Source organism: Acidobacteriaceae bacterium (assembly GCA_028283655.1).
Lineage (GTDB): Bacteria > Acidobacteriota > Terriglobia > Terriglobales > Acidobacteriaceae > Granulicella.
In genome coordinates this window covers 411135-437403 of sequence record JAPWKE010000003.1, presented here as the reverse complement: position 1 = coordinate 437403, position 26269 = coordinate 411135, and the positions used below count along the sequence as shown (strand labels likewise).

The window sequence follows — 26269 nt, the reverse complement described above, 5'->3', positions numbered from 1 at the left end:
ATGAGCCGACACGGCTGGGTAATCTTCGCATTATCCGTGACAGCATTTGCGATCGGCACGACCGAATTTACAGCCATGACAGTGGTCCCAGCTGTGGCGGAGGAGCTTCGAATCTCTGTGCCTCAAGCGGGTCAAGCTGTGAGTGTCTACGCCCTTGGCGTCGTCATCGGCGGCCCTTTGCTCACCGCCCTGGCAGCCTCATACTCTCGAAAGAAGACGGCCCTTCTTCTCCTGGCTTTGTTTGCGTTGGGCAATGCATCAACTGTCATAGTGCACAGTTATTCCACTCTCTTGATCAGCCGCTTCGTCGCTGCTCTGCCCCATGCGGCACTCCTTGGTATCGCAGCTCTCATCGCAGCCGAAGTTGTCGAGCCTGAGCAGCTTTCGCGCGCTATCGGCCTGGTTATGCTCGGACTCAGCGTGGCAACGGTAGTCGGCGTGCCTGTAGCGCAGTGGATCGGACAGGAATTTGGCTGGCGATGGAGCTTTGGAGTCGTTGCCCTTGTGAGCGGACTCGCGTTGCTGCTGACATGGATCTTCGTGCCGAACCAAGCACCCACTGAAGCATCTAGCTGGAGGAAGGAACTTCAGACACTCAAGAATTCGCAAGTGCTGTTGAATTTGCTTGTCGGTGCTCTGGGCTACGGAGGCTTGTTCGCGGTGTACACCTACCTCGGGCCGACGCTACTCCACGTCACACATGCGTCGGTTGCGACGGTTCCGGTCGAGCTCGCGATCGTTGGAGTTGGCATGACGACGGGCACGCTTGTTCTCCCCCTGGTTGCGAGCAAAGCTCTTTCCAAGACGATCGGCTGGCTGCTCGGTTGCGAGACAGTACTCTTTGCGCTGTTCCCGCTCGCCGACACGCATCTGTGGAGCCTTTCCGTTCTCTTGTTCTTGCTCGGGAACCTCGGGGCTCTGGCGGCATTGCTACAGACGCGTCTCATAGAGATCGCCGACGAGTCGAAGTCAGTAGCCTCGGCTCTCAACCACTGTGCGTTCAATATCGCAAATGCTTTGGGTCCGTTCCTGGCGGGTCTGGCGATCACCGCAGGCTTCGGCTGGGGTTCTAGCGGCATTGTGGGTGCCGGCCTGTGTCTCGCAGCGCTGCTCACTCTGGGCGTGGCTGTTCGAAAGCAGACATCGATCACTTCGAACTAGTCGGCGTGGACCCTACCGACATAAAACTTCTGAGGTTGCCATGAACCTATCTATCTATGATCTTTTCGGCTATACAGCCGCCATTTGTAATGCGGTTTCTTTCGTCCCGCAATTGCTCCGGGTCTATCGTCTGAAGTCGGCGCAGGGAGTTTCATTCAGCACATTCGCCATGTACAGCTTCGGGTCGCTCTGCTGGGTGATCTATGGCGTCCATGCTCACTCGATGCCCGTGTTGCTCGCGAATGCTCTGACCCTGCTGTTATCCACCTGCATCGCGATCCTAAAGATGCGGTACGACAGGCGGGAGGCAAAAGATCTGCCTCCCACCTGATCCCGCTCTTCAACGTGATTGCCTCAAATGATCTCGCTTTGAGCACGCAAGCTGCGCGCTCTCAGAATTCCGTCGAAGGACACTCGGTTCAATGGGATGAACGACAACAGTCCCGCGTAGATCACGGCGTAGATCAGCTGTAGCCCTGCGGACTCCCAATCCTGTCGAAGAGCCGAGCCGAACGTCAAAGTCGCCATCAGGATCATCCCGGCCGTATAGGCGCTGACCGAAAAGACGCCCCCTAGAACAATCAATCCGACTAGCGCCTCCATCCAAGGAAGCGCTAGAGCGTAGCCATACACCATGCCGCTGGGAAGAGGAGTCTTTGCAAATAGCGGAACAAGAGCAGATGCAAAGGCTGCCGGTCCGCCGACGATGCGGCTTATTCCGTGGATAGCGATATTGATACCGAGAATCACGCGAAGCAGCGCGTAAGCACGCTCTGCATGATGTCGTGACAGGACTTCAGGTTTGTTGAGATTCATCTCCTACACTCTCCTAACTTCTTTGGCGTATCGAACCGACCTATCTACAATTCACGTTGTCTCAGGGCTTACGCGGAAGTTGGTTCTTATCCCATGACCCGCCCAATGCTTTGATCAGCAACACGCTGGCATCGAGCCTTCGGGTGGTCAATTCAATTTCGGTACGCTGATTGATGAGCGCCGTCGTCTGAGAAGTGACGACCTCAAGGTAGAGTCCAAGCCCACCTTGGTACCGACTTTGAAAGGTATCGAGGGCCTCCAAGGACGCCATGGTCGCCCGGTGTTGGCGTGTTGCTTCCTCGCCGAGCAATTTTTGAGCGGCTAAATTGTCCTCGACCTGCTGAAACGCCTGAAGCGTGGTCTGCCGATATGTTGAAATCGTCGCATCATAGTTGGCGCGAGCTTGCTCCGAAGCGGCTCGACGACGACCGCCATCGAAGACCGATTGCGATACTGATGGCCCGACAGCCCACATCCGACTTGGCCATGAAAACCAGTTGGATGCGCTCGTTGATTGGATCCCCATTAGGGCGCTGAGCGATAGGGTTGGGAAATATGCGGCCTTCGCGATGCCGATCTGCTCGTTGGCAGAGGCGACGCGACGCTCAGCGGCAGCGATATCAGGCCGTCTTTCGAGCAACTCAGACGGGACGCCAGCCTGCAGTACCGGGATGGCTGGAGGGTTGACGCTGAGAGGTTGTACAGGAATATGCACTGCCTCGGGAGGCTGTCCTACCAGGACAGCGAGGGCATGCTCCAATTGCCTCCTCTTCACATCGACATCAATCCGTTGGACATGAGCCTGCTCGAGCTGGGTTTCCGCTTGGGCTACATCGGATGAAATCGCAAGCCCTCCCTGGAATCGATCCTTGGTCAATTGGAGGGCGTCTTCGTATGCTTTGATCGTGCGATCAAAGAGCTGCGCCTGAGCGTCTGCCCCACGCAGGGCAAAGTAATCTAAGGCGAGTTCAGCGTGGAGGCTGAGCCGCACATTTTCGAGGTCCGCAGCACTTGCTTGCGCCTGCGCCCTTGCATCGGCCACCTCGTGTCGAACACGTCCCCACAGGTCGAGCTCATAGTTGAGATCAATGGGCAAGCTGAAGTTAGGGCTTCCATTGTTGGCCAAGTCAGTAAGGAAGTACGGAGCATTGGCCGAAGTTCTGACGGTGCCTGCGGAAACCCCTGCATCCGCGCTTGGAAGGTAGCTTGCCCGTGCACCACGAACTACGCCTCGCGCAATGTTGAAATGAGCTTCTGCGGTCTTAAGGTCTTGATTCGCCCCGGCGATCTGTGCCTCGAGATCATTCAGAGGCTGATCTTCAAATACGCGCCACCATTCTCCTTTATGGTCTGTGTCCCTTGGCTGACCAGCCTTCCAGTCTTTGGTCGATGGCGCTGCTTCGCTGAACGATGGAGCGAGCGCTGCAGTCGGTGTCTTATATTTCGGCCCGACTGTGCATCCCGTCAGAAGGACTAATCCAACCTGACCTAGAGCAATCGAATATCGATTCCATCGCGTCGTGCGGTGTTGTGAGCGTTTCTTATTGCGCAATCGACACCTTCTCTCCGTCGTTGAGCAAGTCGCTCGGATTGCTCACGAGAACCTCACCACCTCGAAGGCCTTGAGAGATTTCGACTTCAGATCCGTTGTCATGACCGATGTCGACAGGAATCACATGAACATGACTGTCCGAGGAAACCGTCACGACGTGCATCCCCTTCTTGTCGACAACCAGAGCTGAGGCTGGAATGAGCAACGAACGCTGTGGCGATTGGGTAGTGAAGGTAAGCTCTCCATACATGCCTGGTAGCAGTGAGCCGTCCTCGTTGTTGACCTGCACCTCTGTCAGCATCGTGCGCGCCGCCACATCAACGGAACCTGCAGTACGCGTGACCTTTGCGGTGAACATCGCGCTGGGGCGTTCCTGGATGCGAAGAGTAACAAGCGAACCTTCTTTAATATCCAGCGCTGAGGATTGCGGGATCTCGACCTGAACGCGCAGCGTCCGGCCCTGCATGACGGTGAATAGCGGCTTGCCACCCGCATTGCTGCTATCGCTCACAAGATCACCCTGCTCTACGTTGCGCTGAGAGATCACCCCATCAAAGGGCGCAACGATTCGCTCAAAACCCTGTAGCTCGGAGAGACGTCCTACATTTGCCTGCTTTGATTTGACATTTGCCTCCGCTGCGTCGAAGTTCGCTTGAGCCGCCGCGACATCGGCAGTGCGAGCGGCAAGCGCTTGATCAGCCTCATCCAGCGCCTGCTGTGTCACAGCACGCTTGGAGATCAACGGAGCATAGCGATCACGCGTGATCTTTGCGATTTGAAGGTTAGCGAGCGCTTGCTGACGGGCAGCCTTGCTCTGCTCTACGGCGGCAACAGCCTGCACCGTGTCAGCTTTTGCCTGATTTAGCTGTTGGTCTATTTCCGGGGACGCGATAATTGCAAGCAGTTGCCCACGCTTGACTTGAGCACCAATGTCGACCAGTCGCTTCTGAACATAGCCGTTGGTCCTAGCGTAGATCGCGGCACTATAAAGGGGTTGGAGGTTCCCCGGTAAGGTCACTGAGTTTTCGGCAGGACCAAGCCGAGGCTTGACCACCGTGACTTCCGGAACCAAGACGGTACTGGCCCGCACAACGCCCTCAGCTTCGCGATTGCGGAATATGCGAGGAGCTACGCCCAGCGCAACGAGGACGAGCCCAGCTACAGTTCCCATACCCCAGCGTGCAGCGCGAGAGTGGGAAGGGGTCTGATCTGTCGCTGTTGGATTCATCATGCAATCTCCTTGTGAACTTCATTTTTTCCGTGGATGAGGCTGTACATAAGCGGGACGAAGAACAGCGTGGCGAATGTGGCGACAGAGAGTCCGCCGATCACCGCGCGAGCGAGCGGAGCATTCTGTTCGCCGCCCTCGCCGAGACCTAACGCCATCGGGATCATGCCGACGATCATTGCCATCGCGGTCATGATGATGGGGCGTAGGCGAGTCGAACCGGCAGAGACAGCTGCCTCGAGAGCTTCATATCCTCGCTCGCTCTGTTCTCGTGCAAACGTGACGAGCAGAATGGAGTTCGCTGTAGCAACTCCAATCGACATGATTGCCCCCATCAAGCTCGGGACGCTGAAGGTGGTTTGCGTAAGGAAAAGAGCCCACACGATTCCGCAGAATGCTCCGGGAAGCGCGCAGATGATGATGAACGGATCAAGCCAGCTCTGATAGTTGACGACCATGAGCAGGTAGACCAGTACGGCTGCAAATAACAGTCCGAGACCAAGTCTTGCAAAAGCTTCGTTCATGCTCTGAACTTGCCCACGAATCTCGATCGCGTTACCCGCGGGGAGTGTTTTCTGTTCCTCAGACACGATCTTCTGTACCTGCTTCGCAATTGAACCGAGGTCCGTGGCTTGGGTGTTCAAGAGCACGTCATAAGCCACTTGAGTGTTGTGGTGAGAAACGACCATCGGCTCCGACGACGGTACGAACGTCGCCAGATTGCCAAGCAGCTCAGTACGGTTAGGGATCGTCTTGATCGGAATCGGTGTATTCCTCAACATATCGAGCGAATTCAGACGATACTGCGGAGTCTGCGCTGTGACGGTGTAGGACAGGCGCATTTTGGGATCTACCCAGAAGTTGGGCGCCACGGCATAGCCCGATGCCATCGAGACGAACAAGCTATTGGAGACGTCTTGCTGCGTGAGGCCAAACTGAGCCGCCCGAGTGCGATCCACGTTGATTTGATAGGTCGGGGCACCCATAACCTGCTGTAGGTGGACATCCACCGCGCCAGGGATGGCCGCAATTCTCTGACGAATTCGGCGAGCCACCTCGTAGTTCCCATCGTCCGAGCCTTGGACCTGGACATCGATTGGAGCAGTGACACCGAAGTCGAGAATGCGGGTGACGATGTCGGCCGGCTCAAAGTAGAAAGTGATCGAAGGGAAAGCCTTCGGCAACTCTCTGCGCAGGGCTTTGACGTATTCGGCGGTGGGGCTGTGCTTCTCTTTGAGTGAGAGAAGGATCTCTCCGTCAAAGGCTCCGAGGTTGGGGGTGAATCCGAAGGTGAAGCTAATCGGATCTTGGGGGAGACCGATGTCATCGAGGACTAGATCGAGTTGATCTGCGGGAACGATCTGCCGAATCTTCTCTTCTACCTTGCTGAACTGAACACTCGATTCTTCGATACGCGTGCCGGGAAGCGCACGAACGTCAAGACGGATTTGCCCCGTGTCAACGTCCGGGAAGAAGTCTCGTCCGATGAAGGGCAGCAGAAGGAACGCCGTTGCCATGAAGCAACCGCAACCGATGAGAGCACTTTTGCGATGCTCGATGAACTTGTGGAGCAGTCCAGAGTAGACCGCTTGGAAGCGTAGAAATTTCTGATTGAAGCCATCATTGAAGCGTGCAAACCAAGATGGACGTGGGTCCTCAGCCGTGTGATCGGAACCCTCCGCGGAGTAATGAACTTCCCCTGCGAGGAGATAGTTAACCATCGTCGGCACGAGTGTACGCGAGAGGATGTAGGACGCCATCATCGCGAAGACGACAGCAAGTGCCATGGGAGTGAAAAGATACTTTGCAGGCCCAGTCAGAAAGATGACCGAAACGAACACAATGCAGATCGTGAGCGTCGAGACGAATGTTGGCGTTGCGATTTCCGAAGCACCAATGAGCACCGCGTCATAGAGATTGTTGCCATCCATGTGCCGATGAATGTTTTCAATTGTGACCGTCGCGTCGTCGACGAGAATGCCCACTGCCAGCGCCAGGCCACCAAGTGTCATGGTGTTCAGGCTCTCCCCGATGGCATTCAGCAAGATGATCGAAGTCAGGATTGACAGAGGAATCGAGATGGCAATGATGAGCGTGCTTCGCCAGCTCCCCAGAAACATCAGAATCATGAGTGCTGTGAGGCAACCGGCGATGACAGTCTCGCGAAGCACGCCTTGAATCGACGCACGAATAAAGACCGACTGATCGAAGAGTCCTCTGATGGACATGCCTTTCGGTGCAGCAGCTTGTACCGACGGCAGAATCTTGTTCTTGATCTCATCAATGATCGACAGAGTCGAGACCGTTCCGCTTCGGTAGATCGGGCTCAGGACGGACGGCTTGCCGTCGGCACGCACAACATTTTGCTGCACCATCCAGCCATCGCGCACGTGGGCAACATCACGCATGTAGATGACCGAGTCACCGACTGTCTTCACTGGGATGTTGCCCAGATCCAACGCATTGATTGGACTGTTGTTGAGTACAGAGCCATACTCTCGTCCACCAATCTTGATGGTGCCTGTCGGCATACTCACATCTTGAGCAACCAGTGCGGTCTGCACATCCATCGGCGTCAGGCTCTTGCCGAGCAGCGCCTGCTGGTTTAGATCCACCATGATCTGACGGACCACACCTCCGTGAGGCGCTTCAAGCATGGTTCCGGGCACGGTCGAGATTCGTTGGCGAACCTTGAAGATGCCGTAGTCATAGAGGTCAGATTGCGACAAGTGGTCGCTTGAGAGCGCGAGTTGATAAATCGGAACGGTAGAGGCGTTAAAGCGGAGAATCCACGGCGGGTTTACGCCCTGCGGGAATCGAAAGCGAATCGACTGAACCGCTGCTCCGATCTGCGCAAGAGCTGCGTCAATGTGGACTTGAGGGTTGAAGTAGATCATCAACACCGCGTAGCCGCGTACCGTTTGAGAATCGACCGACTTCACGTCGTTCACCGTTGTCATGATGAACTCATTGAACGTCGTGATGCGCTGCTCGAGCTCTTCTGCTCGAAGACCGCGGTAGTCGTAGACGACAGTTACGACCGGTATATCGATGTTCGGCAGGATATCCGTGGGCATCGTCGCAATTGAAGAAGCGCCCAAAATCAAGATCAGAATAGCGGTGACAACAAACGTGTAGGGCTTCTTCAGAGCCAACTGGACGATCCACATGTCAGCAATACTTCCCTTCTCTTACAAAGCAGTTCTGCCAGTTTGGCCAAGAGGAAATTCTGGAACAAGGAGGCAATGATCCTAGGACTGGGACTATCAGCTAATTTGCTCTCCAAGGCTGGTAGCGCCACTCCTACGAGTACTGCTTACTGTTTTCGGACCGAACGATCCGGCAAACTTCTGTCAACAGCTAACGCGCGTCCTAGGAGCTTGCCATCAGCGGCTCTACGGCACGAGGAGTACGTGCTTCAAGGCGCACAGGAGAACAACATGCAGAAGAAACAACTTGGAAAGAGTTCGATTCGTGTCGCGCCCCTCGTTCTTGGGGGCAACGTCTTCGGGTGGACCGCGGATGCAACAGCTTCCGTCCGCGTTCTGGATGCTTTCGTCGATCACGGTCTAGATTTCATCGATACCGCTGATATGTACTCGACCTGGGTTCCGGGACATCAGGGAGGAGAAAGCGAAACCATCATTGGCAATTGGCTCGCAGAAAGTGGCAAGCGACAGAGTGTCGTTTTGGCGACGAAGGTGGGCATGGCCATGGGAGATGGCGGCAAAGGACTTAAACCTGCCTATATCCAGGCCTCGGTCGATAACTCTCTACGGAGACTAAAGACTGATTACATCGACCTCTATCAAGCACATGTCGATGATCTAGATACGCCCCTCGAAGAGACACTCGTCGCGTTCCATCAGCTTATCCAGAGCGGAAAAGTGAAGGCCATCGGGGCATCAAATTACACGGGGTTGCGCCTTCAGGAAGCACTTGAGACAAGCAAGCGGTTAGGCATTGCTGAGTACGTCACACTGCAACCGAATTACAACTTGTACACCCGTGAGAACTACGAATTGGATCTTGCTGGTGTCGTTGATGAATACGGGCTTGGCGTGATTCCCTATTTCTCGCTTGCGGCGGGCTTCCTCACCGGCAAGTACAAGTCGATCGAGGACATCAAAGGAACCAAACGAGAGCAGATGCTCTCTCCCTACTTTGATGAACGCGGAGAACGTATTCTCACTGCGCTTCGTCAAGTTGCCGAGCAAAGTGGCCGCACGCCGACCGTAGTCGCCCTCTCATGGCTACAGGCTCAACCCAACATCGCCGGCCCGATTGCTAGCGCAACGTCTGTGGACCAACTTCAGGACCTGTTCGCCTCAGTGGATACGACTTTAACCTCCTCCGAGTTACAGCTTCTCTCCGACGCAAGCGCCTACTAACCCTGCTTCATTTCAGCGTGACCCTGGAGATGACCAAAGCATCCGAGGGCTCCGGGATCCCTGACTAAGGAAACTATGTCAAAACTATTCGAACCGCTTACCCTGCGAGGGGTCACAATTCGTAATCGCACCATGGTCGCCCCTATGTGCATGTATGAGGCCAAGGACGGTCTCGCAAATGACTTCCATTTGGTTCATCTTGGCCGTTACGCCCTCGGTGGCTGGGGCCTGGTGATGATGGAGGCCTCGGCAGTGGAACAACGCGGCCGTATCACCCACGGCGACGTCGGCATCTGGTCGGATGACCATATTGAACCACTCCGACGAATAGCCAGCTTTCTCAAAGCGCAAGGAGCCGTAGCAGGCATTCAATTGGGGCATGCGGGCAGGAAGGCTAGCGTGCAGCGTCCCTACGAGGGAGATGGCCCGCTGGGTTCCGCGCAGCTTGCGAAGGGCGAGTTACCTTGGGAAGTTGTCGGCCCTGGAACAACACCTTTCGATGAGGGATGGATCACGCCCCACGCCCTCGCAGTGAGCGAGCTTCAGGACATCAAGCAGAGCTTCTGTGACGCCGTGCTGCGCGCTCAGGCAGCGGGCTTCGACGTGATTGAACTCCATGCCGCGCATGGCTATCTGCTCCATAGCTTCCTGTCGCCTCTCACCAACAAGCGAGAGGACAAATACGGTGGCGACCGCGACGACCGTTTCCGATTCCCTCTTGAGGTTGCAGCGGCGATGCGTAATCTGTGGCCTTCAGACCTCCCGATGTTCGTGCGTGTCTCCGCGACCGACTGGGTAGATGGCGGCATCCAAGTGGACGACACCGTAGAGTTCGCAAAGGCGCTCCGTGAAATCGGCATCGACCTCATGGACTGCTCAACAGGCGGCCTCACTCCGCGCGCACAGGTTCCTCTCTCATTCGGCTTTCAAGTTCCTTTTGCCGAGAGTGTAAAACGCGAAGCAAACATTCCGACTTCGGCAGTCGGGCTAATCACCGATCCTCAGCTGGCAGAACAGATCATCACTGAGGGTAAGGCGGACATGATCGCTGTTGCACGTGAAGCGTTGGCGAATCCCAATTGGGCTTTGAATGCGCTTTCAGCTCTCAACGAGGGCGGCAATAGTGAATTCGACGGCTGGCCAAGAGCCTACAAGATATGGCTCGCCAAGCGAGAACGGGCGTTGCAGTCGATCGCCAACGCATAAAAGGCTCTTCGAGTTGTAGGACGGAACACCTGGCCGGGAGGTATCGCGAGATATCTTCCGGCCTTTTCTTGTGGGAAGACCTCTTCGCACCGAAGGGTCTCATGCCTTGGACGGTTGCTCAGTACTGTATGGCTACAGCAAAGTACGAGCGGGAATCGCCTTGCATTCACATTGCGTGTGATGACGAATTTCTACGGTAAGCTGAATGGCATCGGCTCTCGTTCTAGCAGCATTGAACGTTTGCCTAAATTTTAGGCACTCCTACCGGGGCGAGGATCGCCCTGTTCGCTCATTGAGATTTCACGTTGCGGGGCACTTTCGTCGTAGCCACATAAGTTCAGTACGATTGCCGCCTCATTGCAGCGGACGTCTCCTCCGTTTGTAGCAGTTGGCATCAGATCAGTTCGTTCGCTCGTCGCTTCATCAGTCCTGAAGTCGCTTCCACGCTGAGCAATCAAGGAGAAGCCTTCGAAGTGTATATGCATATCGGGCACGAAGAGATCATTCGCCGTCTCGAACATATTCGTTCGCTTCTCCGCGAGATTCCGCTCGGATCGAATGCCGAACAGCATGCTCGCAGAGACCGAAAGCTCAAGGACTTGATCACCAACCTTAGGCGCACTGAAGGACGTGCCATGGTGGAGATGCTCGATGATGTGGAGGAAATCTGCTCCTTGACGAAGGGTGGCGTCTACCAGCTCTTTGGATATGACCTGGATGCCTTACGCGAAGCAGATCAGAAGATCAACGGTGGACGAACCCACATTATCGAATCCTACGTGTTTGATCGGGATAGACGAGTCGAATTGCCTCTCGAGTTTGCAAGCTCAGAGGCTTTTCGCGTAAATGCCCTGTTGAGCACGCTTGTGCGGCAGTGGCAGCGAGATATTCCGATTCGCATGCTTGATCGACCAGGCTGGCGCACCCCCGGCGCTTTTTACGTTCGCGTAGGCACCGATGACAGCTTAGGATCGAGTTTGCCTTCGGGAGCGACTGTCCTGGTCGAACCACCGCTCGATGCCGAGCTAGTTCGCCCAAACCCTCGAGCGACCTACCTCCTCCAGTTTCCGAATGGATACCGGTTTGGGCGATGCGTATTGGCACATGGACGCTTGCAGATCTTGAGTGACAGCCGTACGTATCATGGGCCGGAATTGTTCTCTTATCCGAGCGGGGTCCGTATCGCAGGGCGTGTGCGCGCCTTCGCAACCGACCTGCCCGTTTTGGAGTCTTCAACGAGGGAGGGAGTATGGAGCTTCCGCGGCACGGGAGAATTGATTCTCCCCTGGGAACATGAATCCCGCTGGAAACTTCTGTCCACCAAACATCACCGATTCGTGCGCGCTCCCGATGCGGAACGACATGTTCATGAGTTTCTCAGGGGACAATTTCGTGGATCGCTCAGTGGGCGAAGCCGACGGCGGTATCGCCATCCGAGCGCCTCGCAGCCGCACGCCGATGCCCTCATCCAGATGTCTCTAGAGAATCTCGTGCGATTCAGTGATCTACTTCGTCTTGGCGGGCGCGGATTACATGATGCAGGTCGCTTATCGCTAGAGACCTATCTTGAGGCGGCGTCAGTTTCCGACCTCTCCCCTATTGGACCTCGAGCTCGCATCCCCGAGCCTCTGGAGATATGGCAGGCAAGACGTCGAGAGATCGTCGAATATGGTTCCTTGTTTGCTGCCTCATTCGAGCAACCTAGTGCGCTCGGTTCGAGCGTAATGCGGGTGGGAGACCTTGAGGGATTCGCAGACAAAGATCTACGAATTGCGCCTGGCTCATGGCTCCTACTGGATGCGGCGGAAGCTCATATACCCCAATCGAGCGAATCGAAGAGATATGGCTGGGCGCGACCTCTGTACGTACTCCAGCGCGGTGTGGAATTGATCTGCGGTCACGTTGAGGCAATCGGGCAAAACTCGTTTGTCTTCCGCGGATCCAGGCAGGAAGATTCCCGTATTCAACTCGATGAGCTTGGACTTCGTAGCGTACGACGAGTGAGGGGCGCGATTATTCCTGTGTAGCCTCTGGCGACTTTGCCTCGCTGCAGAACTACAGAGCCCTTACGATCCGAACGCATCCAGATCTGCCAGAATTCCCTTTCAAACTCCAAGCGAGAGTAAGTTTGGCCACCTCGATAGTTTGAGGTTGCTACTCTGCGTTCGTTGTTCGATTCTCTCCTCACACCAGCCTCTCTGGTCCATCTGGGAGTATGAGCAAGATGTCGAACCGATACACGCATATCCGCAGTGTGATCAATAGCGACGGCGCAGCTCTCTTCGATCTGAAGCGCGGGACTCTCACGACATTGAATCCTACAGGGGCACTTCTGTGGCAGGGTCTCGAACGCGGAGATGACGAGGACAAGCTGGTCGCGTTGCTTGCTCAAGACACTCAACTGTCGACAGAGGACATCCGTACGGATGTTCGCGCATTCGTGCGACAGCTGAGAGAACAAAGCCTTATCCCCGGCTAGAAAGCAACAGCAAGTTCACGGAGAACGCGATGCAAGAGTTGGTCGAGTTTCGTGTTGTTGTGGTCAGCGCGTTTTCGAGACAGATTCTCGTCTCTCGAAAGCGTGGCAATCTCGAGATATTTCTCCTTCGTATCCCACGAGGAAGCCGGCCAGTGCGAAAGATCTGCCAAGGGATGCGCGATCTGTATGGAGAAGCCTTTGTAGTGGATCTTCTCCCCTATGAGCCAAACACTATTCCTTGCTTCGTCGTTGAATCGTACATTGACCACCAATCAGATGATTGGCGTTTCACGAACTACACACGATCGGCTTGCGGTGCTCTATCCGGGAAGGAGTCGGACGCCATATCCGACCTACTTGAGAATCGGACGCACGATTCCGTGTCGTGTATAGGATGGATGGCTCTTGCAAAGCGCTGGGTGGAAGAACAGACGCGCGATACGATCAGCACGCTTCAGTGCGCTGAACAACACAATGCGGGGAGAGGGTTTGCACTTGTTCGTTTCGTCACCGACAGCAGACGTCAGGTGTGGCTGAAGGCGGTCGGACCGTCCAATCTGCGAGAGCTGTCGGTCACTCGCTTGCTTGCAGTGAGCAGTCCCGCCCAGCTGCCAGCGATTATCGGCGAGCGCCCTGAGTGGAATGGATGGTTGATGGATGACGCGGGTAAGACAATGCGCGAGTGTAACGAGCCCACGGCGTTAGCAGCCGCCACCTCGTGCTTGGCGGCTATTCAGTTAGCAACGAGAACGTTGGTAGAGCGCCTCATCGACGCCGGTGCGACAGACTATCGCTGTAACCGCCTTCTTCCTGCGATCGCTCCCGTCACAGCTTTCCTCATCGACGCGATGCGTCGTCAGGTATCGACCAGATCGCAACCTCTCTCAGAGACGGAGGTCATGGAGATCGGCATCGGGGTGCGCAGAGCCTGTGAAGAAGTAGAGGAACTTCAGATACCGGACACGTTGTTGAACAACGATCTCAACTCCGGAAATCTCCTCGTCACTGATGATCGCTGCGTGATTACGGACTGGTGTGAGGCAGGAGTCGGCATGCCGTTTGTATCCTTTCACGACCTCTGCCGCATGAACTCAGAGTGCAGCCTTGAGATGCGCGAAATCTATTCGCGACTCTGGCAAGATTACCTTTCGTCAAAGCAGACGAAGCGCGCTTTAGCGTTGGCGCCCTTGTTGAGTATTTTCTGCAAGCTCCATGGACGCGGCGACTGGCTAGGCACCGATACCGAAATGAAGCCGTGGTTCCAGAGCTATGCCCGCACCTTGGCAAGAGAGATGCACCGTTCCGTTCGCGAAGCGTTTGCGCCAGGAGCAATCCAATGCTGACCGAATCTCTTGATGACGCGATCCATGGAGTTAGGGTGAGCGACCCGTATCGGTGGCTTGAAGACAGCCTGCAACCCGAGACGACCGCTTGGATCGAAGCACAAAGAACGCGGTTCGAGGAGTATTTCGACGGTAAGCCATCACTAGCCATCCTCACGCAACGCGTGGAACGCCTTTTGAGCATCGACTCGGTTGACCAGATCGTGCGGACCAGAGAGAGGTATATCTACCGAAAGCGTTTCGCCTATGAGGAACATCCCTCCATCTGCTCGAGATCGGTATCGGCCCGAGAAGATCGTGTATTGGTTTCATCCGACCGTCATGGCCCATCCGCGACGGTAGCGATCCACGCCTTGTCCAGCGACGGTACCAAGCTTGCATACGAGGTGAGTCGAGATGGAAGCGATCTACGAGAGATTCATTTCATCAATGTAGAAGACGGAAGTGTCCTCGCCGAGCACCTCGGCGCTGGCTATTGCCGAGGCATCGCGTTTGGTGCTGAGGGATTCTTTTACAGCGTCGAGAAGCCGACAATGGGCGGCACATTCGACATCTGCTATCGCCCTTACGGAACTCATGGCGAAGACCAATTGGTCTACCGCATCTCGAGTTCAGAGTGCCTGCGATTGGTGCTTCTGTCAGACGACCAGCGTGTAGGAATTGTGGTTATCAGAGGGAGCGAGCTTGATCCTCGGATTGACTTCCTCATGTCAACGCTCAGCCCTACACCGCTTTGGAAAGATGTTGTCCTCGGAGCGAAGGGCTTTGCTCCGGTCCTCTCAAACGGACGGATCTTCGCCGTCGTAAAAACGACGCTCCAAAGCACAAGCTTGCTTGAGTTATCTGCCGACGGCGAGCCACTTCGCGAGGTAGTGCCCCCTGTTCCTTTTCCCATCCGACAGCTAGGTTTCACCGATGATGAGGTTTTCGTTGATGGCACTTTTGATGGCGAGCCTTGTATTCACAGCTGGACACTTGAGGACAGAATCCGTACCTCTCTCCCCTTCTCCAAGGCCACCGGACTACAGCTCCTTTCAAAATACGGATGCAAATCGAACAGCGTCTTCTACAGCGTGCAATCGTTTAGTCATCCGCCAGTGCTCTTCGAGCGCTTGCACGGTGAGAGCAAGCAACCGCTGGACGATACGGGGGATCTGACGAAGAGCTCTCTGTCATGGATTGTGCGCGAAGAAAGTTGTCGGTCAAAAGACGGCACCGTCATCCCCATGACGATTGTGTATTGCGGTTCTGGAGAGCCGCTGCACACGCGCCCAGCAATCCTGACGAGCTACGGGGGCTTTGGCCGCGCGACAACGCCGAAATACTCAGTCTTGGTTCACACGATGGTGGAGTTGGGCGTGGTCTTCGCCATCGCCCATATACGTGGAGGCGGCGAGAAGGGAAAAGAGTGGCATGAGGACGGACGCGGGAGAAAGCGCCAGAATAGCTTTGATGACTTCCTTGCTGTAGCTGAATGGCTCGGGAAGGAAGGAATATGTGATGGGCATCGCCTCGCTATCTTCGGAGGCTCGAATTCAGGGCTACTCGTAGCCGCGGTTATGACACAGCGCCCAGATCTGTTCCGCGCGGTGCTGTGCATTGCACCTCTCACCGACATGGTGCGCTACGAGCAGTTCCCTCGTGCAACGCGCTGGCGTAGCGAATATGGTTCGGTCGAGAACAGGGATGATTTCACTTCCCTCTACGCCTTTTCTCCTTACCACCATGTCAGCGATCTCGCCCACTACCCAGCGGTGATGTTCGTTACTGGAGAAAAGGATGACCGCTGTGATCCGGCGCATACGCGGAAGATGGCAGCCATCCTTCAGGAGCGTTCGCGATCAAACCGGCCGATTGTGGTGGACTACGGTGCTGAGCGAGGGCACTCTGCGACTCGTTCCCGAACCGCTAAGATCGCTGCTCTAGGAAAGCGGTTGACCTTCCTTTGCCATGAACTGGGGATTTGCGTTCCGGAGAGGAGTGGTGATGTTGCGACTTCTGATTGAAAGCTGGCTGCAGTTGGCCTATATCGACTTCGCGATGAGGTTCCGGTCCTTCGGTGCGTTGGACAGCTTGATTCGGAACCAGGATCTTTGCGCGGCGGATCCATTGACGCAGAAGTCCGCTGAGGAGCTCTGCCACGCCATCGATCTTGCTTGCGTCTGCTATTTCAAACCGGTGCTTTGCCTGCAGCGCTCGGCGGCTACGGCGGTTTTGCTGAGGCGCTATGGATGGTCGGCAACGATGGTGATCGGTGCACAAATTGTGCCGTTCAAGTCGCACGCTTGGTGTGAGCTCGAGAACCGCGTCATAAACGACAAGCCATATATGCGCGAAAAGTATGCGGTGCTTGAAGAGTACTGAAAGAGGTATTGCATGAGCTTGATTTACGGCATCCTCGAAGCGGAAGGCGGTACAGCCAATCGTACCCGCCTAACTGAGCTCGGCAACGCGTCACGAGCAACTCATCATGATGCTCACTTCTTCGGTTTAGGCGGAAGGATCGGCATGGGGCACGAGCTTCGTCGTACCCATCAACGATCCTGGCTGATCAACGCAGTCTTCTCGGATGCGCAACACAATCTCGTGGCCTTCGAAGGAAGGCTCGACAATCACGCAGAGCTTTCAGAATGGCTTGGGCTTATCGACGAGGACGTCTCGGATGCAGAGATCGTAGCCGCAACCTATCGCCGCCTCGGGGAGGAATGCTTTTCAAAGCTGACCGGCGACTGGGCCTTGGCCCTTTGGTCGTATGCAACGCAGACACTCTATCTGGCGCGCGATCATGCAGGGATACGTCCACTGTATTTCTGGGAAGACCACGGGACCCTCTTGTGGTCGAGCTGTATCCCTTCCGGCCCAGATATCCAGTCGACCAACCGCATCTGTCTAAACTTTGCGCGAGCCTATCTCGCAGGAACGCGGCTGGGAAATCACACTCCGTACAAGAACATCAAAGCCGTTCCCCCTGGACACTACTTGCGTGTAGGTCGAGGCCGGCATAGCTTCGCGACTCATTGGCGGCCACTCGCGGAACAAGCGCTCGCACTTGGATCCGAAGCGGCTTACGAAGAACGTTTCTTATCTCTCTTGACGCAGGCCGTGCGGCGGCGCACCGTTTCCAGTTCTTATCCGATAGCGGCAGAGCTCAGTGGAGGTATGGACTCCAGCTCCATCGTGTGCATCGCCGATCGCATCACTGCTTTGTATCCAAAGCAGGCCCCACCCGTCAAAACGATCTCATATTTCGATGATGCAGAACCCAATTGGGATGAGCGTCCGTACGTCCGCGTCGTGGAGAATGAGCGGAAGATTGAAGGTATCCACGTTGCTGTCGCGATGGACGCTGAAAAGTTCGAGGCCTGCCCGAAAGATTTCGCGACTCCAACTTGGCCCGGAACAACGTTCGCGGCGTTTCAGCAACGACAACAAATCGAACGGGCTTTGAGAGAAGCCGGTATACGCTGCGTTCTTTCCGGGATCGGCGGTGACGAGCTCTTGGGCGGTGTCCCCTATGAGACGCCCGAGTTAGCCGATTACTTAGCCAACGGCCAGTTCTCAACTCTCTTTTCGCAGAGCGTGCAGTGGTGCCTCCATGGCCGGCGCCCCATGCTCTTCTCATTACAAGAAACGATTCGATTCGTGGTGAAGACATATTCCGGCAGCGGTGGCAGCACCTACGCCGTCCCGCCGTGGCTCGTTGGGCATTCACCAGGGGCGACGCAAGCAAAGCAGTGGGTAACCCCATCCCTATCGCAACGCATATGCACCCGACCGAGTGCGATTGCAAACTGCTTCACGTGGCAGACGGTGGTCGAGACGGTTGGAACAAACGCGGGGAGAAGCTCTCAGGAGTTCGACTATGCCTATCCCTATCTCGACAAAGACTTGGTGACATTCCTCCTGAGTCTGCCCCGCGAACAGCTCGTGCGTCCAGGGCGACGCCGGTCATTGATGCGGCGCGCGTTGAAGGAGATCGTTCCGGTGGAGATCTTGGAGCGGCGACGAAAGGCGTATGCGATTCGTGGACCACTTCGGTCTCTTCAAGATTCAGCAGACACATTACGGGAGTTGTTTGCTCGGCCACTTCTCGAGGAGCTCGGGTTGATTGATCGAAAGACACTTCTCAGTTGCATGGAAGAAGTGATCAGCGGAAGGAACACGATCTGGTGGCCGTCACTGACAAGGACTGCGATGTACGAGATTTGGCTTCAGTCGTTGTTCCCTGCCTCTGTGGCTCGCTTCTCGTCATCAGCGCCCGAACAACTTCTATTGAGCTCTCCCGCTTGATCGGTCTAGAAGGTGACCGGCAGGCAGGAAATCTAAAGAAAGGAGGAATGAACCATGATGAACTATTCCAAGCCGTGTGTCCTCGCGACAGTACCGGCAACGATGGCCGTCAAGAGCGATTCGGAAAAGAACGAAGCGCTGCAGGACAACATCGTTGGCACGTCACCCGCATACGAAGCCGATGAGTAATGGCTCCGTACGCGTACCACTACAGCGGAGCTCCTTACGGGGCTCCGCTGTACGTTTCTTCGCTGCGCAATGGTGCCTCCTTCTTCCGCAATCGCTCCCAATCATCCTTCTGCGACAGCGTGAGTGTTGGGCAATAGGGAGAGACGCTATCATGCGAGAGCCAGAAGCAGAACCATGCGACGTTGCCCTCCTGGGAAGCCAAGCGATCAAGCGGACGTTGAAGTATATGTTGCCCGTCAGGAATGTAGACAAGCTCAACGGGCTTGCCCTGCTGTCGCAACGACGAATAGATTTCCCACTCTGAGAGAAGCGACATTGGCCCAATCGCTTCGATACGAATTGGCGTAGATACCTGATCCAGATGGAAATCGACGACACGGTCCAGCCAGCGCGGCATTCCTCCATGAAAGGGTGGGCCGCCATTGATCCGGTCCGATTCACTTGACATGCCCAGATTCCCTTCCCCAAAGATCATGTATTGCATGTAGCCGACGTCGACGCCGTCGGCAAGAGTCGCAGCGGCGAATAGATGGGGGAGCTTCACCAAAGCTCCTTCAACATGCCAAGCAGGTCTGCTAAAACCGATGATCCCAACTCGGTGAGGGTCGATGAACCCATCTTTGGTCAGCTGAGTAATGGCGCCCTGATATCCCAGAAGTTGATCGTCTACTTCCTGCGGTGTCAGCACGTGGTCATAGGAGTAACCCATCTGTAGCACAGCGATCCCGGCGCTAGCCAAAGGGAACGCGGCCATCGCGGTTGGATAACGACCGTCGGCCATGAAGTCGACAGCACGAAATCCGTGCGTCTGAATCACCAAGGGATAGCGTTTTTTCGGATCAAAGTCGGGAGGCAGGACGAGTCCACCTTCCCATCTCTTCCCTGTGCTATCCAGCCAGCGGTAGGTTTGGGTCTTTCCGAGCACAGCACCGTGCAATTGGGGGTTGGGATCGAGCAGCAGCTTTTCAGGATTTGTTCCATTTGGCTTTTGATCTCTCGCCCAAAGAGTTGGTGGTTCTTGCATGCTCTGATGAATTGATATCGCAAGAGGAGGCGCAACGGCCCCAATCGAATTCTCTGAGACCTTCCGCCACGTACCGCTGCTGTGGAGGTAGCGCTCTTCTACCGTCTTCCCGCTGTTGTTATGAAGGAACTTCAAGAAGACGCCATCGGTATCTTCCAAGTCGAAGTGGGCATCGACGAGATGCATCGAGTCCCCCTTTTCATTGTGATATTCATCCCGCGAGGAAACGAGACACTGCTGTGCATTGGAGGAGAGGCTTATGTAGAGCGCACTGCACGGTTGCCGATGCTGCTTTCCACCAGCGGTCACCGTTGTGGGCAGATAGGTGTTTGTCACCATTAACGCGTTCCCACTTGGTGCCCAACTGGCCATGCCTTTGTCCGTAAACCCAAAACTGCTCGCGAAAGGGGCGTTTACAAGTGGCTTGCTATGACCTGTGCGCAAATCGATCAGGAAGTATGCTTTCACCCGATTGAAGTTGAAGGGGGACATCTCAGCCTCGTTCGCTGGATCGATGCGTCTTTGCTCAAAGGCTGGTAGAGGGTCGTAGTCTCGCCAAGTTGCGGGGATGTTCTGAACTGGCAAGATGCAAATTGCATAGTTCCCATCTGGTGAAATGCTGATCCAGCGAGTGCTTGCCGTATCAATCACGGGGCCTCCTAGCGATTGATTGTCTGCAAGGACGGTCGGGGGCCTCTGTCCTCGTGCTACCCACAAGCCGTCGACACGGGGCCTCACGCCATTGTCGAGCGATGAGAAGAGGATCTGCTGCAGAGGCACGCCGGTCACAGAGCGAGCTGATCCGTAGAGTGGCTTGCCTTCAAGTACAGAACGCGAGCCGCCTTCTCTCTCCGCCAGGAAAAATACCGCATCGAGTCGGGACACCACGAAGGCACGAACATCTACATGAGCTGGACTGATCGGTATCAAAGCCTTCCGCGCGATTCGTGCTTCATAGAGCCGATGGGAGCCGCTGGTCTGTTCCGCAAGGAAGTACACCGCACGACTATCTGAGGACCAGCGACCTTCGGTAATCACCGCCGCATAGGGCCGGCTGGCGTAGCCTCGCGGCACGGCAGCAACGCTTGCCAAGAGCCGCGGTCTGGGCGGAGGAACGGCAGATCCAGACGACAGATATCGTCTGACGGTATCCAAGTCATAGAGGAGCAGATTTGATCGAACCTGATTGGTTTGGAGTTCTCCACGAGAAGTCACGACGAAGAAGTGCTTCCCGTCGGGGGAAAAGTTCACCCGCGGCGAGTTTTCAATCTGCGCCGGATCACTGAATGTCGTCATCTCGATGGAATCGCGGACATCGAAACGATGGTTCTGGCCGTAACCGCAGATCGCGCTCGCGGCGTAGAGCACGCACGCCGCCGTTCCACGCTTGAGTAAGCGCAGTGTCATGCTACCTCCCTACTTGTTGGGAACCGGTTAGATGTGGCCTTAGAACGTCAATCGAAGCGCAAACTGCATCGATCGCGGGCCGCCCGACTGGTATTGAGAGCTGAGCGTACCGAGGCTTTGATTCAGCATCTTGGTCGCCTGCCCGAACTGAGCGTTGGAGAGTGTAGGGACGACGTAGCCAAAGTTTGGGTGATTCAGAAGATTGAAGGTCTCTGCCCGAAACTGGAGATGGAGATCTCCGACAAGGGGGAAATCGCGGCGAATCGCCAAGTTCACCTGCTCCATCCCGAAGCCTCGGACGAAATTGCGGGGGGCGTTGCCCATGGATGTTCCAGTTGGAAGACTAAATGCTGCTGCGTTGAGCGTCTTTCCCCCGGCGTACGAAGAGCTATAGAGGTAGAGAGGTTTCGAGGGGTCGTAGTTGACTCCGGTGTAGTAGACGCCCCCCACCGAATCGGTTTGCGTACTTCCATTCAGCGTGATCGGAAAGGCCGTTCGACTCATGAACCTGCCATCAACTCCCCATCCACCGCTAAGCACTCGCGCGAGTTCGCTTCCAACTGGAGGAATGTCCCAGCTCAATCCAGCAACAAAATTGTTCCGCACGTCGAAGTCAGAGTTCCCTCTTACTGCTGGATACGTTGTGCTATTCGAGCCGTAATCGATGGAATGGGACCAGGTGTAGGAAACGAGAGCGTGCAATCCACGAGCCACGGTCCGCTGAAATTGAGCTTGCAAGGAGTGGTAGTTCGACGTGATGCCACTCGGAGTGTAGTAGATGGAACTGAATAGTGGGTTCAAGGCTTTCACGCTCAGAAGCTTGCTCTGCAGCAGACGACGCCCATTGGCACCCACATAGGTGAGTGTGAAGGACTGTTGCTTTCCAAGCGCTTGCTGGATGCTTGCGTTCCACTGCAATGTGTATGGCAACTGGAGATGCTGCGGATAGGCGTACAAGCTAGCACTGGTATATGGAGCTGCGGTGGAGATAGGGAAAGCAAGTTGGGCGCTCGTGATGGGCAGGGCGACGCTCGATAGAGTGGACTGGGCAAGGAACCCCAGTCCAGTGACGCCCATCGCCGCGATCTGATCATCGGTGTCGAAGAATACGCCTCCACCTGCACGGACAACGGTGACGTCCTTCCCTTCCGAGCCACGCGGTGTCCATGCAAAGCCAAGTCGAGGAGCAAAGTTGTACCAAGAGGTCTTCCAGAGGGAAGTACCAGCCGGGGCAAGCGAGAGAGTTGAAGGCTGGGAGACGTTGCCCAGTACCGTGTAGAGAGGATTGCCGTCAGTGGATGTAGGAGGCGGATCGACTTCCCAACGCAGGCCCGCCGACAGACTGAACTTCGGGGAGAGTCGCCATTCGTCTTCCGCGAATGCTGCCATCTCGTGAAACAGCAACACACTGGAATTGCGTTTGATAAGGAACGTCAGTTCAGACGAGTTGTTGATCAAACCCTTCGTGGATAGATATTCGGCTTGAATCGCCGGGGAAACGGGGCTTGTGGGAGACTCAATCCTCCGATAGTCGACGCCAAATCGAAGAAAGTGACGCCCATGAACGACGCTGAAAGTGTCAACGATATTCCACTGACGGCTCTGATTCGCTGCGCGATCATACGCTGCGAGAGTGCTCGTTCCTATTCCGCTTATCGAGATGAATAGGATGGGCTCAATAGATGGATACGTCCCTTGAGCCATCTGCGATCCGAGATTGATCGCAGTCGCACCACCAAAGCCATCTAGTTGTTCTGTGCTGAACGAGTCCGATTGAGCGTACCCCACACGCAGGTCATTCGTCATCGCGCTGTTCCATTGGGTCGTTAGGCCAAACGTGTAGGTGCGTGTGTTGATGCTTGTCGTGGTCAATGCAGAGAGAACTCTGCTCTTTGTGGAGCTTGGTGTGTTGCCAAAACGGAAGAATGCGGAGAGATGCTTATTGAAGGTGTGATCAAGGCGAACGCTGGTCGAGTCAATCCTGCTTGGAACTGCGTATGTGCCGATGAATTGCGCTAAGCTGGGCGCAGATGCGGAACCGTAGTCAATTGCCCCGGCAGTTGGCAGCGGGAACGCATTGAGTATTGGCTGCATCTGTGCCGCGGCCTGTGTCCTCATGAAGGTGTCGGGCACATACTGGACAGTGGCCGCCTGCGGTTGTGTAAGCCGAAGACCTTCGTAGGCAACGAAGAAGAACGAGCGATCACGACCTTGATAGAGGTGCGGAACGAACAGTCGGCCACCGAGAGTGCCCCCAAAATCGTTTTGCCTCAGCGCAGCGATTGCGACATGGTTGTGGTCGTTGAACCAGTCGTTTGCATCGAAGAAGTTATTGCGCAGATAGTCATAGGCACTTCCATGAAATTGATTAGCGCCACTCCGCGTAGCAAACGTGAACTGCCCTCCGGGACTCCTCCCGAACTCGGCAGAATAGGTCGAGCTCAAGACACGAAACTCCTGCAGTGCATCGAGGGGAATGATGCTTTGTGTCGTGCCCAACGCGGTTGAACCTGGAAGTGAACCGCTCGTTCCGTTCGAAAAGCTACCGGCCGTATTGCCTGCCCCGATGTTGGCCGACACACCATCGACGGTATAGTAATTGGATTCTGAACGCTGCCCGTTCACGCTGAAATCACCTGTGCGCTGTACACCGGTACCAGGCTGCGCCTGAGGGCTCACCGTAACAACACCCGGCGTCATCGAGATGAGGTCTTGGAAGCTCCGCCCATTCAGTGGAACGTTCTCGATAAACTTCTTGTCGATCACAGTCGACACTGATGCATCGGTCGTGTTCATCGCTGGCGTAGCCGAATCGACCGTGACGCTTTCAGAGGCAGCACCGACCTGAAGCTCAAAGTTTAGAGCTACGGCGCTCTCGACGTTCAGAACGACCTCAGCCTTGATGACTGACTTGAAACCTTCTTTGGAGACTTGGACGTGATAGCGGCCAGGAGGCAGGACGGGCACTAAGTACATACCGACGCGGTTCGTCTTCGCCGCGTAGACAAGGCCTGTGGCGTCGTTCTTGATCAGAACATCGGCGCCGATGATCAGGTTCCCAGCGGGGTCCGTCACGCCACCGCTGATTGTTGCATTGATTGATTGGCTATATGCCAGGCCGGGGAAGATTAAACACAACAGCAAAACAAGAAGTTTCACGAAAGGTCGCTCCGGGGGTTGGGAGTGTTTTGAATGCACTCCGTCTACGGACGGCCTGGGAAAGTTGTACCAGTGTTTCTTAGGGGTGGTTCGGTTCGATCTGCAAGTAGGCCCGAAGAAGCTGCTTCCCGGTCGGCTTGTGACTGCCACCCGGTGGTTCCACAGTAACAAAGACCATGTTCAAACGCGACAGGCTCTTGGAATCGTTGCAGCGAAGGACCCAACGTTTGTGCCCATCGTCCTGATAGAACAGCCCCAGGCTCACGGGGTCACGATCGCTTCCACTTCCCCACACCTGATAGGAAACAGTGCGTGAAATCGTGGGCTGCTTGTCGAGATCAAACCCATAGAACACCAGAGATCGGTCTTGGGTATAAAAGATCCTACCGAAGGGCTTGGCAGTCTTCCCTTTCTCGGTCGTGTCGTAGATGTCAGCGATATAGAGATTGCGCGAGCCGATGAGATCCCGGATGTCCTTGTCATGGGACAGGAAGTCCTTATCGAGCGCCAGCATTCGATCCTTGGTCTCGAGTGCTGTGTTGGCATCGGCAAGCGCCGCGTCCAAGTTGTGGATTCTGGTTGTCAACGCGGCAACCTGATCGTCGTGTTGACCCGATACCGTGTGCGCTGCGGTGAGTTGCTCGTGAAGAGATTGGACGCTGCCCTGAGCAGAGTTTAGCTGCGCAGCCAAGGACTGCTTGTCGGCCGTCGCCTGGTCGAATTGAAGGCGATCCGCCTCAATCTGCTTCTGCAAGTCAACCAACGAGGCCTTCGCCTGGGTTGATTCCCTCTCAAGCTCATCAACCTGCCTATGCAGCTGGATATTTTCGTTCTCGCTCCGAGACAGTGCCTCTGTCCCAGAGGAAACCGGGGTGGGGGCAGACGGGGCAGGCCTTTCGATTGCAGTCGCTGATTGCGTAAGGACAGCGTGCCCCGCTTGACCGTGCAGATACGCCCACACGCCGTAGGTTGATGCAGCAAGTCCGCACGCCGCTATCGCGCCATAAATGGTCCAGCTACGCTTTGCCTGCGGCTTAGCTGGATGTGAGGGGGTTCCTTCAAGGCGCGCCGCGAATAGGCGCGCAGCCGCGTCGAACTGCTCGTCAGATTCCAGAGGCACTTGTGCAGCCGCAGCCTGCGCCATGACAGGAATGACATCTTGCGAAGCGTGTGCAAACTCTTCAAAAGTGGCGCGGCAGGAGTCGCAATACGCCATGTGAACCTGCAACAGCGACCATTCCTCCTCGGAGAGTTCTCCAGAGTAGAAGAGCGCGCAAAGTTCGACGAACTCGTCATGAAGTCGCGGGTTCACAGTCTCGACTGCCTCGCGGAAAAAATGTCAGCCCATTCTCTCACTCTATCCCCGTTTTTTGGTGAAAAGACTCGACCTTAGACGATCTAGAGCCCGGTAATAGTGATGGCGAACGTTCCCGACGCTCTGACCGCTCTTGTCTGCTATCTCCTTGAAGGTATATCCCTCAAAGAAGTGCATATCCAACGTCTGTTGCTGATCGGAAGAAAGCTCATTTCGCAAACGTTCTAAGATCGCTTTCCCGTCGATGTGATCCGTTGAGGGGCGAGAACGCACAGAACCAAATCGCTGCTCCTCCAGGTCTTCCGTTTTGTAGTGGTTTCTCGAACTCAGAAAGCGCTTCCGATCGATAGCTCGGTGATACGCAATCTGAATGATCCACGACGAAGCAGTCGATTTGCTCGGGTCGTACAGATGGGCCTTCTGGAACAAATAGAGAAACGTGTCTTGGCGAAGATCGTCTGCTTCCCCTTCGTCCTTCAAAATCCGATATGCGACGTTGAACACCGATCTGCCATGTCTACGAAAAAGGACTGCTAGCGCTCGCTTTTCACCTCGCCCGGCAACCTCAAGAAGCCTTTCATCCGTCATCTCCACGGAGTCGTCCTCGAATCGCGGTGAGGCCACGCAGACAGGAGAAGGTTCCAGCACATTCTCGCTGGCTTCGCTGAGATTGCTCGGGAATGAAATTGCTGCTTCGGAGTTCATAGGC

Annotated in this window: 19 protein-coding genes; 11 read left to right on the top strand and 8 right to left on the bottom strand. The window is 55.5% G+C overall.

The genetic code is table 11. The features are described from left to right. On the top strand, positions 1-1161 hold the full coding sequence (locus PW792_04615; protein ID MDE1161214.1) for an MFS transporter: 1161 nt from the start codon (positions 1-3) through the stop codon (positions 1159-1161). A gap of 40 nt (positions 1162-1201) precedes the next feature. Next, positions 1202-1492: a SemiSWEET transporter gene (locus PW792_04610; protein ID MDE1161213.1), complete on the top strand. Its 291-nt coding sequence runs from the start codon at positions 1202-1204 to the stop codon at positions 1490-1492. Positions 1493-1515: 23 nt separating this feature from the next. Here the strand turns inward: PW792_04610 and PW792_04605 are convergent, their stop codons facing one another. The 4 genes from PW792_04605 to PW792_04590 all read right to left on the bottom strand — a co-directional run bounded on the left by PW792_04605 (position 1516) and on the right by PW792_04590 (position 7927). Then, on the bottom strand, positions 1516-1977 hold the full coding sequence (locus tag PW792_04605) for a DoxX family protein (protein MDE1161212.1): 462 nt from the start codon (positions 1975-1977) through the stop codon (positions 1516-1518). A gap of 61 nt (positions 1978-2038) precedes the next feature. After that, entirely contained in the window at positions 2039-3529 is a 1491-nt protein-coding gene (locus PW792_04600; GenBank protein MDE1161211.1) for an efflux transporter outer membrane subunit, read from the bottom strand. Beyond that, the gene (locus PW792_04595; GenBank protein MDE1161210.1) at positions 3519-4619 is read right to left on the bottom strand and encodes an efflux RND transporter periplasmic adaptor subunit; all 1101 of its coding nucleotides are present in this window, start codon (positions 4617-4619) and stop codon (positions 3519-3521) included. Before PW792_04595 ends, PW792_04600 begins: the two co-directional genes overlap by 11 nt. Before the next feature lie 137 nt (positions 4620-4756). After that, positions 4757-7927: an efflux RND transporter permease subunit gene (locus PW792_04590; GenBank protein ID MDE1161209.1), complete on the bottom strand. Its 3171-nt coding sequence runs from the start codon at positions 7925-7927 to the stop codon at positions 4757-4759. A 270-nt stretch (positions 7928-8197) separates the two neighbouring features. On the opposite strand from PW792_04590, the gene PW792_04585 reads away from it, so the two are divergent. The 9 genes from PW792_04585 to PW792_04545 all read left to right on the top strand — a co-directional run bounded on the left by PW792_04585 (position 8198) and on the right by PW792_04545 (position 18655). Further along, positions 8198-9148, top strand: coding sequence for an aldo/keto reductase (locus tag PW792_04585; protein ID MDE1161208.1), 951 nt, complete (start codon positions 8198-8200; stop codon positions 9146-9148). A gap of 75 nt (positions 9149-9223) precedes the next feature. Next, entirely contained in the window at positions 9224-10354 is a 1131-nt protein-coding gene (locus tag PW792_04580) for an NADH:flavin oxidoreductase/NADH oxidase (GenBank protein ID MDE1161207.1), read from the top strand. A gap of 473 nt (positions 10355-10827) precedes the next feature. Next, positions 10828-12381, top strand: a complete 1554-nt coding sequence (locus tag PW792_04575; protein ID MDE1161206.1) for a hypothetical protein — start codon at positions 10828-10830, stop codon at positions 12379-12381. Between the two features lie 197 nt (positions 12382-12578). After that, entirely contained in the window at positions 12579-12833 is a 255-nt protein-coding gene (locus PW792_04570) for a PqqD family protein (protein ID MDE1161205.1), read from the top strand. A gap of 398 nt (positions 12834-13231) precedes the next feature. Continuing rightward, entirely contained in the window at positions 13232-14176 is a 945-nt protein-coding gene (locus PW792_04565) for a hypothetical protein (GenBank protein ID MDE1161204.1), read from the top strand. Next, complete coding sequence (locus PW792_04560; GenBank protein ID MDE1161203.1) at positions 14170-16182, top strand: prolyl oligopeptidase family serine peptidase; 2013 nt, start codon at positions 14170-14172, stop codon at positions 16180-16182. The genes PW792_04565 and PW792_04560 overlap by 7 nt, the downstream gene beginning before the upstream one ends. Beyond that, on the top strand, positions 16163-16540 hold the full coding sequence (locus PW792_04555) for a lasso peptide biosynthesis B2 protein (GenBank protein ID MDE1161202.1): 378 nt from the start codon (positions 16163-16165) through the stop codon (positions 16538-16540). The genes PW792_04560 and PW792_04555 overlap by 20 nt, the downstream gene beginning before the upstream one ends. Positions 16541-16552: 12 nt before the next feature. Further along, positions 16553-18466, top strand: a complete 1914-nt coding sequence (locus PW792_04550) for an asparagine synthase-related protein (protein ID MDE1161201.1) — start codon at positions 16553-16555, stop codon at positions 18464-18466. 54 nt (positions 18467-18520) lie between these two features. Next, positions 18521-18655 (top strand): hypothetical protein, encoded by a 135-nt coding sequence (locus PW792_04545; protein MDE1161200.1) that lies wholly within the window; start codon positions 18521-18523, stop codon positions 18653-18655. A gap of 34 nt (positions 18656-18689) precedes the next feature. Here PW792_04545 and PW792_04540 read toward each other — a convergent pair whose 3' ends face one another. The 4 genes from PW792_04540 to PW792_04525 all read right to left on the bottom strand — a co-directional run bounded on the left by PW792_04540 (position 18690) and on the right by PW792_04525 (position 26265). Further along, entirely contained in the window at positions 18690-21086 is a 2397-nt protein-coding gene (locus PW792_04540; protein MDE1161199.1) for a hypothetical protein, read from the bottom strand. Positions 21087-21125: 39 nt separating this feature from the next. Further along, complete coding sequence (locus PW792_04535) at positions 21126-24245, bottom strand: carboxypeptidase regulatory-like domain-containing protein (GenBank protein ID MDE1161198.1); 3120 nt, start codon at positions 24243-24245, stop codon at positions 21126-21128. 79 nt (positions 24246-24324) lie between these two features. Beyond that, positions 24325-25557, bottom strand: a complete 1233-nt coding sequence (locus tag PW792_04530; protein ID MDE1161197.1) for a hypothetical protein — start codon at positions 25555-25557, stop codon at positions 24325-24327. Positions 25558-25602: 45 nt separating this feature from the next. Further along, on the bottom strand, positions 25603-26265 hold the full coding sequence (locus PW792_04525; GenBank protein MDE1161196.1) for an RNA polymerase sigma factor: 663 nt from the start codon (positions 26263-26265) through the stop codon (positions 25603-25605). Positions 26266-26269 lie beyond the last annotated feature (4 nt).

Coding starts and splice junctions, on each gene's coding strand:
- PW792_04615 (MDE1161214.1), top strand. CDS start 1: ATGAGCCGACACGGCTGGGTAATCTTCGCATTATCCGTGACAGCATTT.
- PW792_04610 (MDE1161213.1), top strand. CDS start 1,202: ATGAACCTATCTATCTATGATCTTTTCGGCTATACAGCCGCCATTTGT.
- PW792_04605 (MDE1161212.1), bottom strand. CDS start 1,977: ATGAATCTCAACAAACCTGAAGTCCTGTCACGACATCATGCAGAGCGT.
- PW792_04590 (MDE1161209.1), bottom strand. CDS start 7,927: ATGTGGATCGTCCAGTTGGCTCTGAAGAAGCCCTACACGTTTGTTGTC.
- PW792_04585 (MDE1161208.1), top strand. CDS start 8,198: ATGCAGAAGAAACAACTTGGAAAGAGTTCGATTCGTGTCGCGCCCCTC.
- PW792_04580 (MDE1161207.1), top strand. CDS start 9,224: ATGTCAAAACTATTCGAACCGCTTACCCTGCGAGGGGTCACAATTCGT.
- PW792_04570 (MDE1161205.1), top strand. CDS start 12,579: ATGTCGAACCGATACACGCATATCCGCAGTGTGATCAATAGCGACGGC.
- PW792_04565 (MDE1161204.1), top strand. CDS start 13,232: ATGGCTCTTGCAAAGCGCTGGGTGGAAGAACAGACGCGCGATACGATC.
- PW792_04560 (MDE1161203.1), top strand. CDS start 14,170: ATGCTGACCGAATCTCTTGATGACGCGATCCATGGAGTTAGGGTGAGC.
- PW792_04555 (MDE1161202.1), top strand. CDS start 16,163: ATGTTGCGACTTCTGATTGAAAGCTGGCTGCAGTTGGCCTATATCGAC.
- PW792_04550 (MDE1161201.1), top strand. CDS start 16,553: ATGAGCTTGATTTACGGCATCCTCGAAGCGGAAGGCGGTACAGCCAAT.
- PW792_04545 (MDE1161200.1), top strand. CDS start 18,521: ATGATGAACTATTCCAAGCCGTGTGTCCTCGCGACAGTACCGGCAACG.
- PW792_04540 (MDE1161199.1), bottom strand. CDS start 21,086: ATGACACTGCGCTTACTCAAGCGTGGAACGGCGGCGTGCGTGCTCTAC.
- PW792_04525 (MDE1161196.1), bottom strand. CDS start 26,265: ATGAACTCCGAAGCAGCAATTTCATTCCCGAGCAATCTCAGCGAAGCC.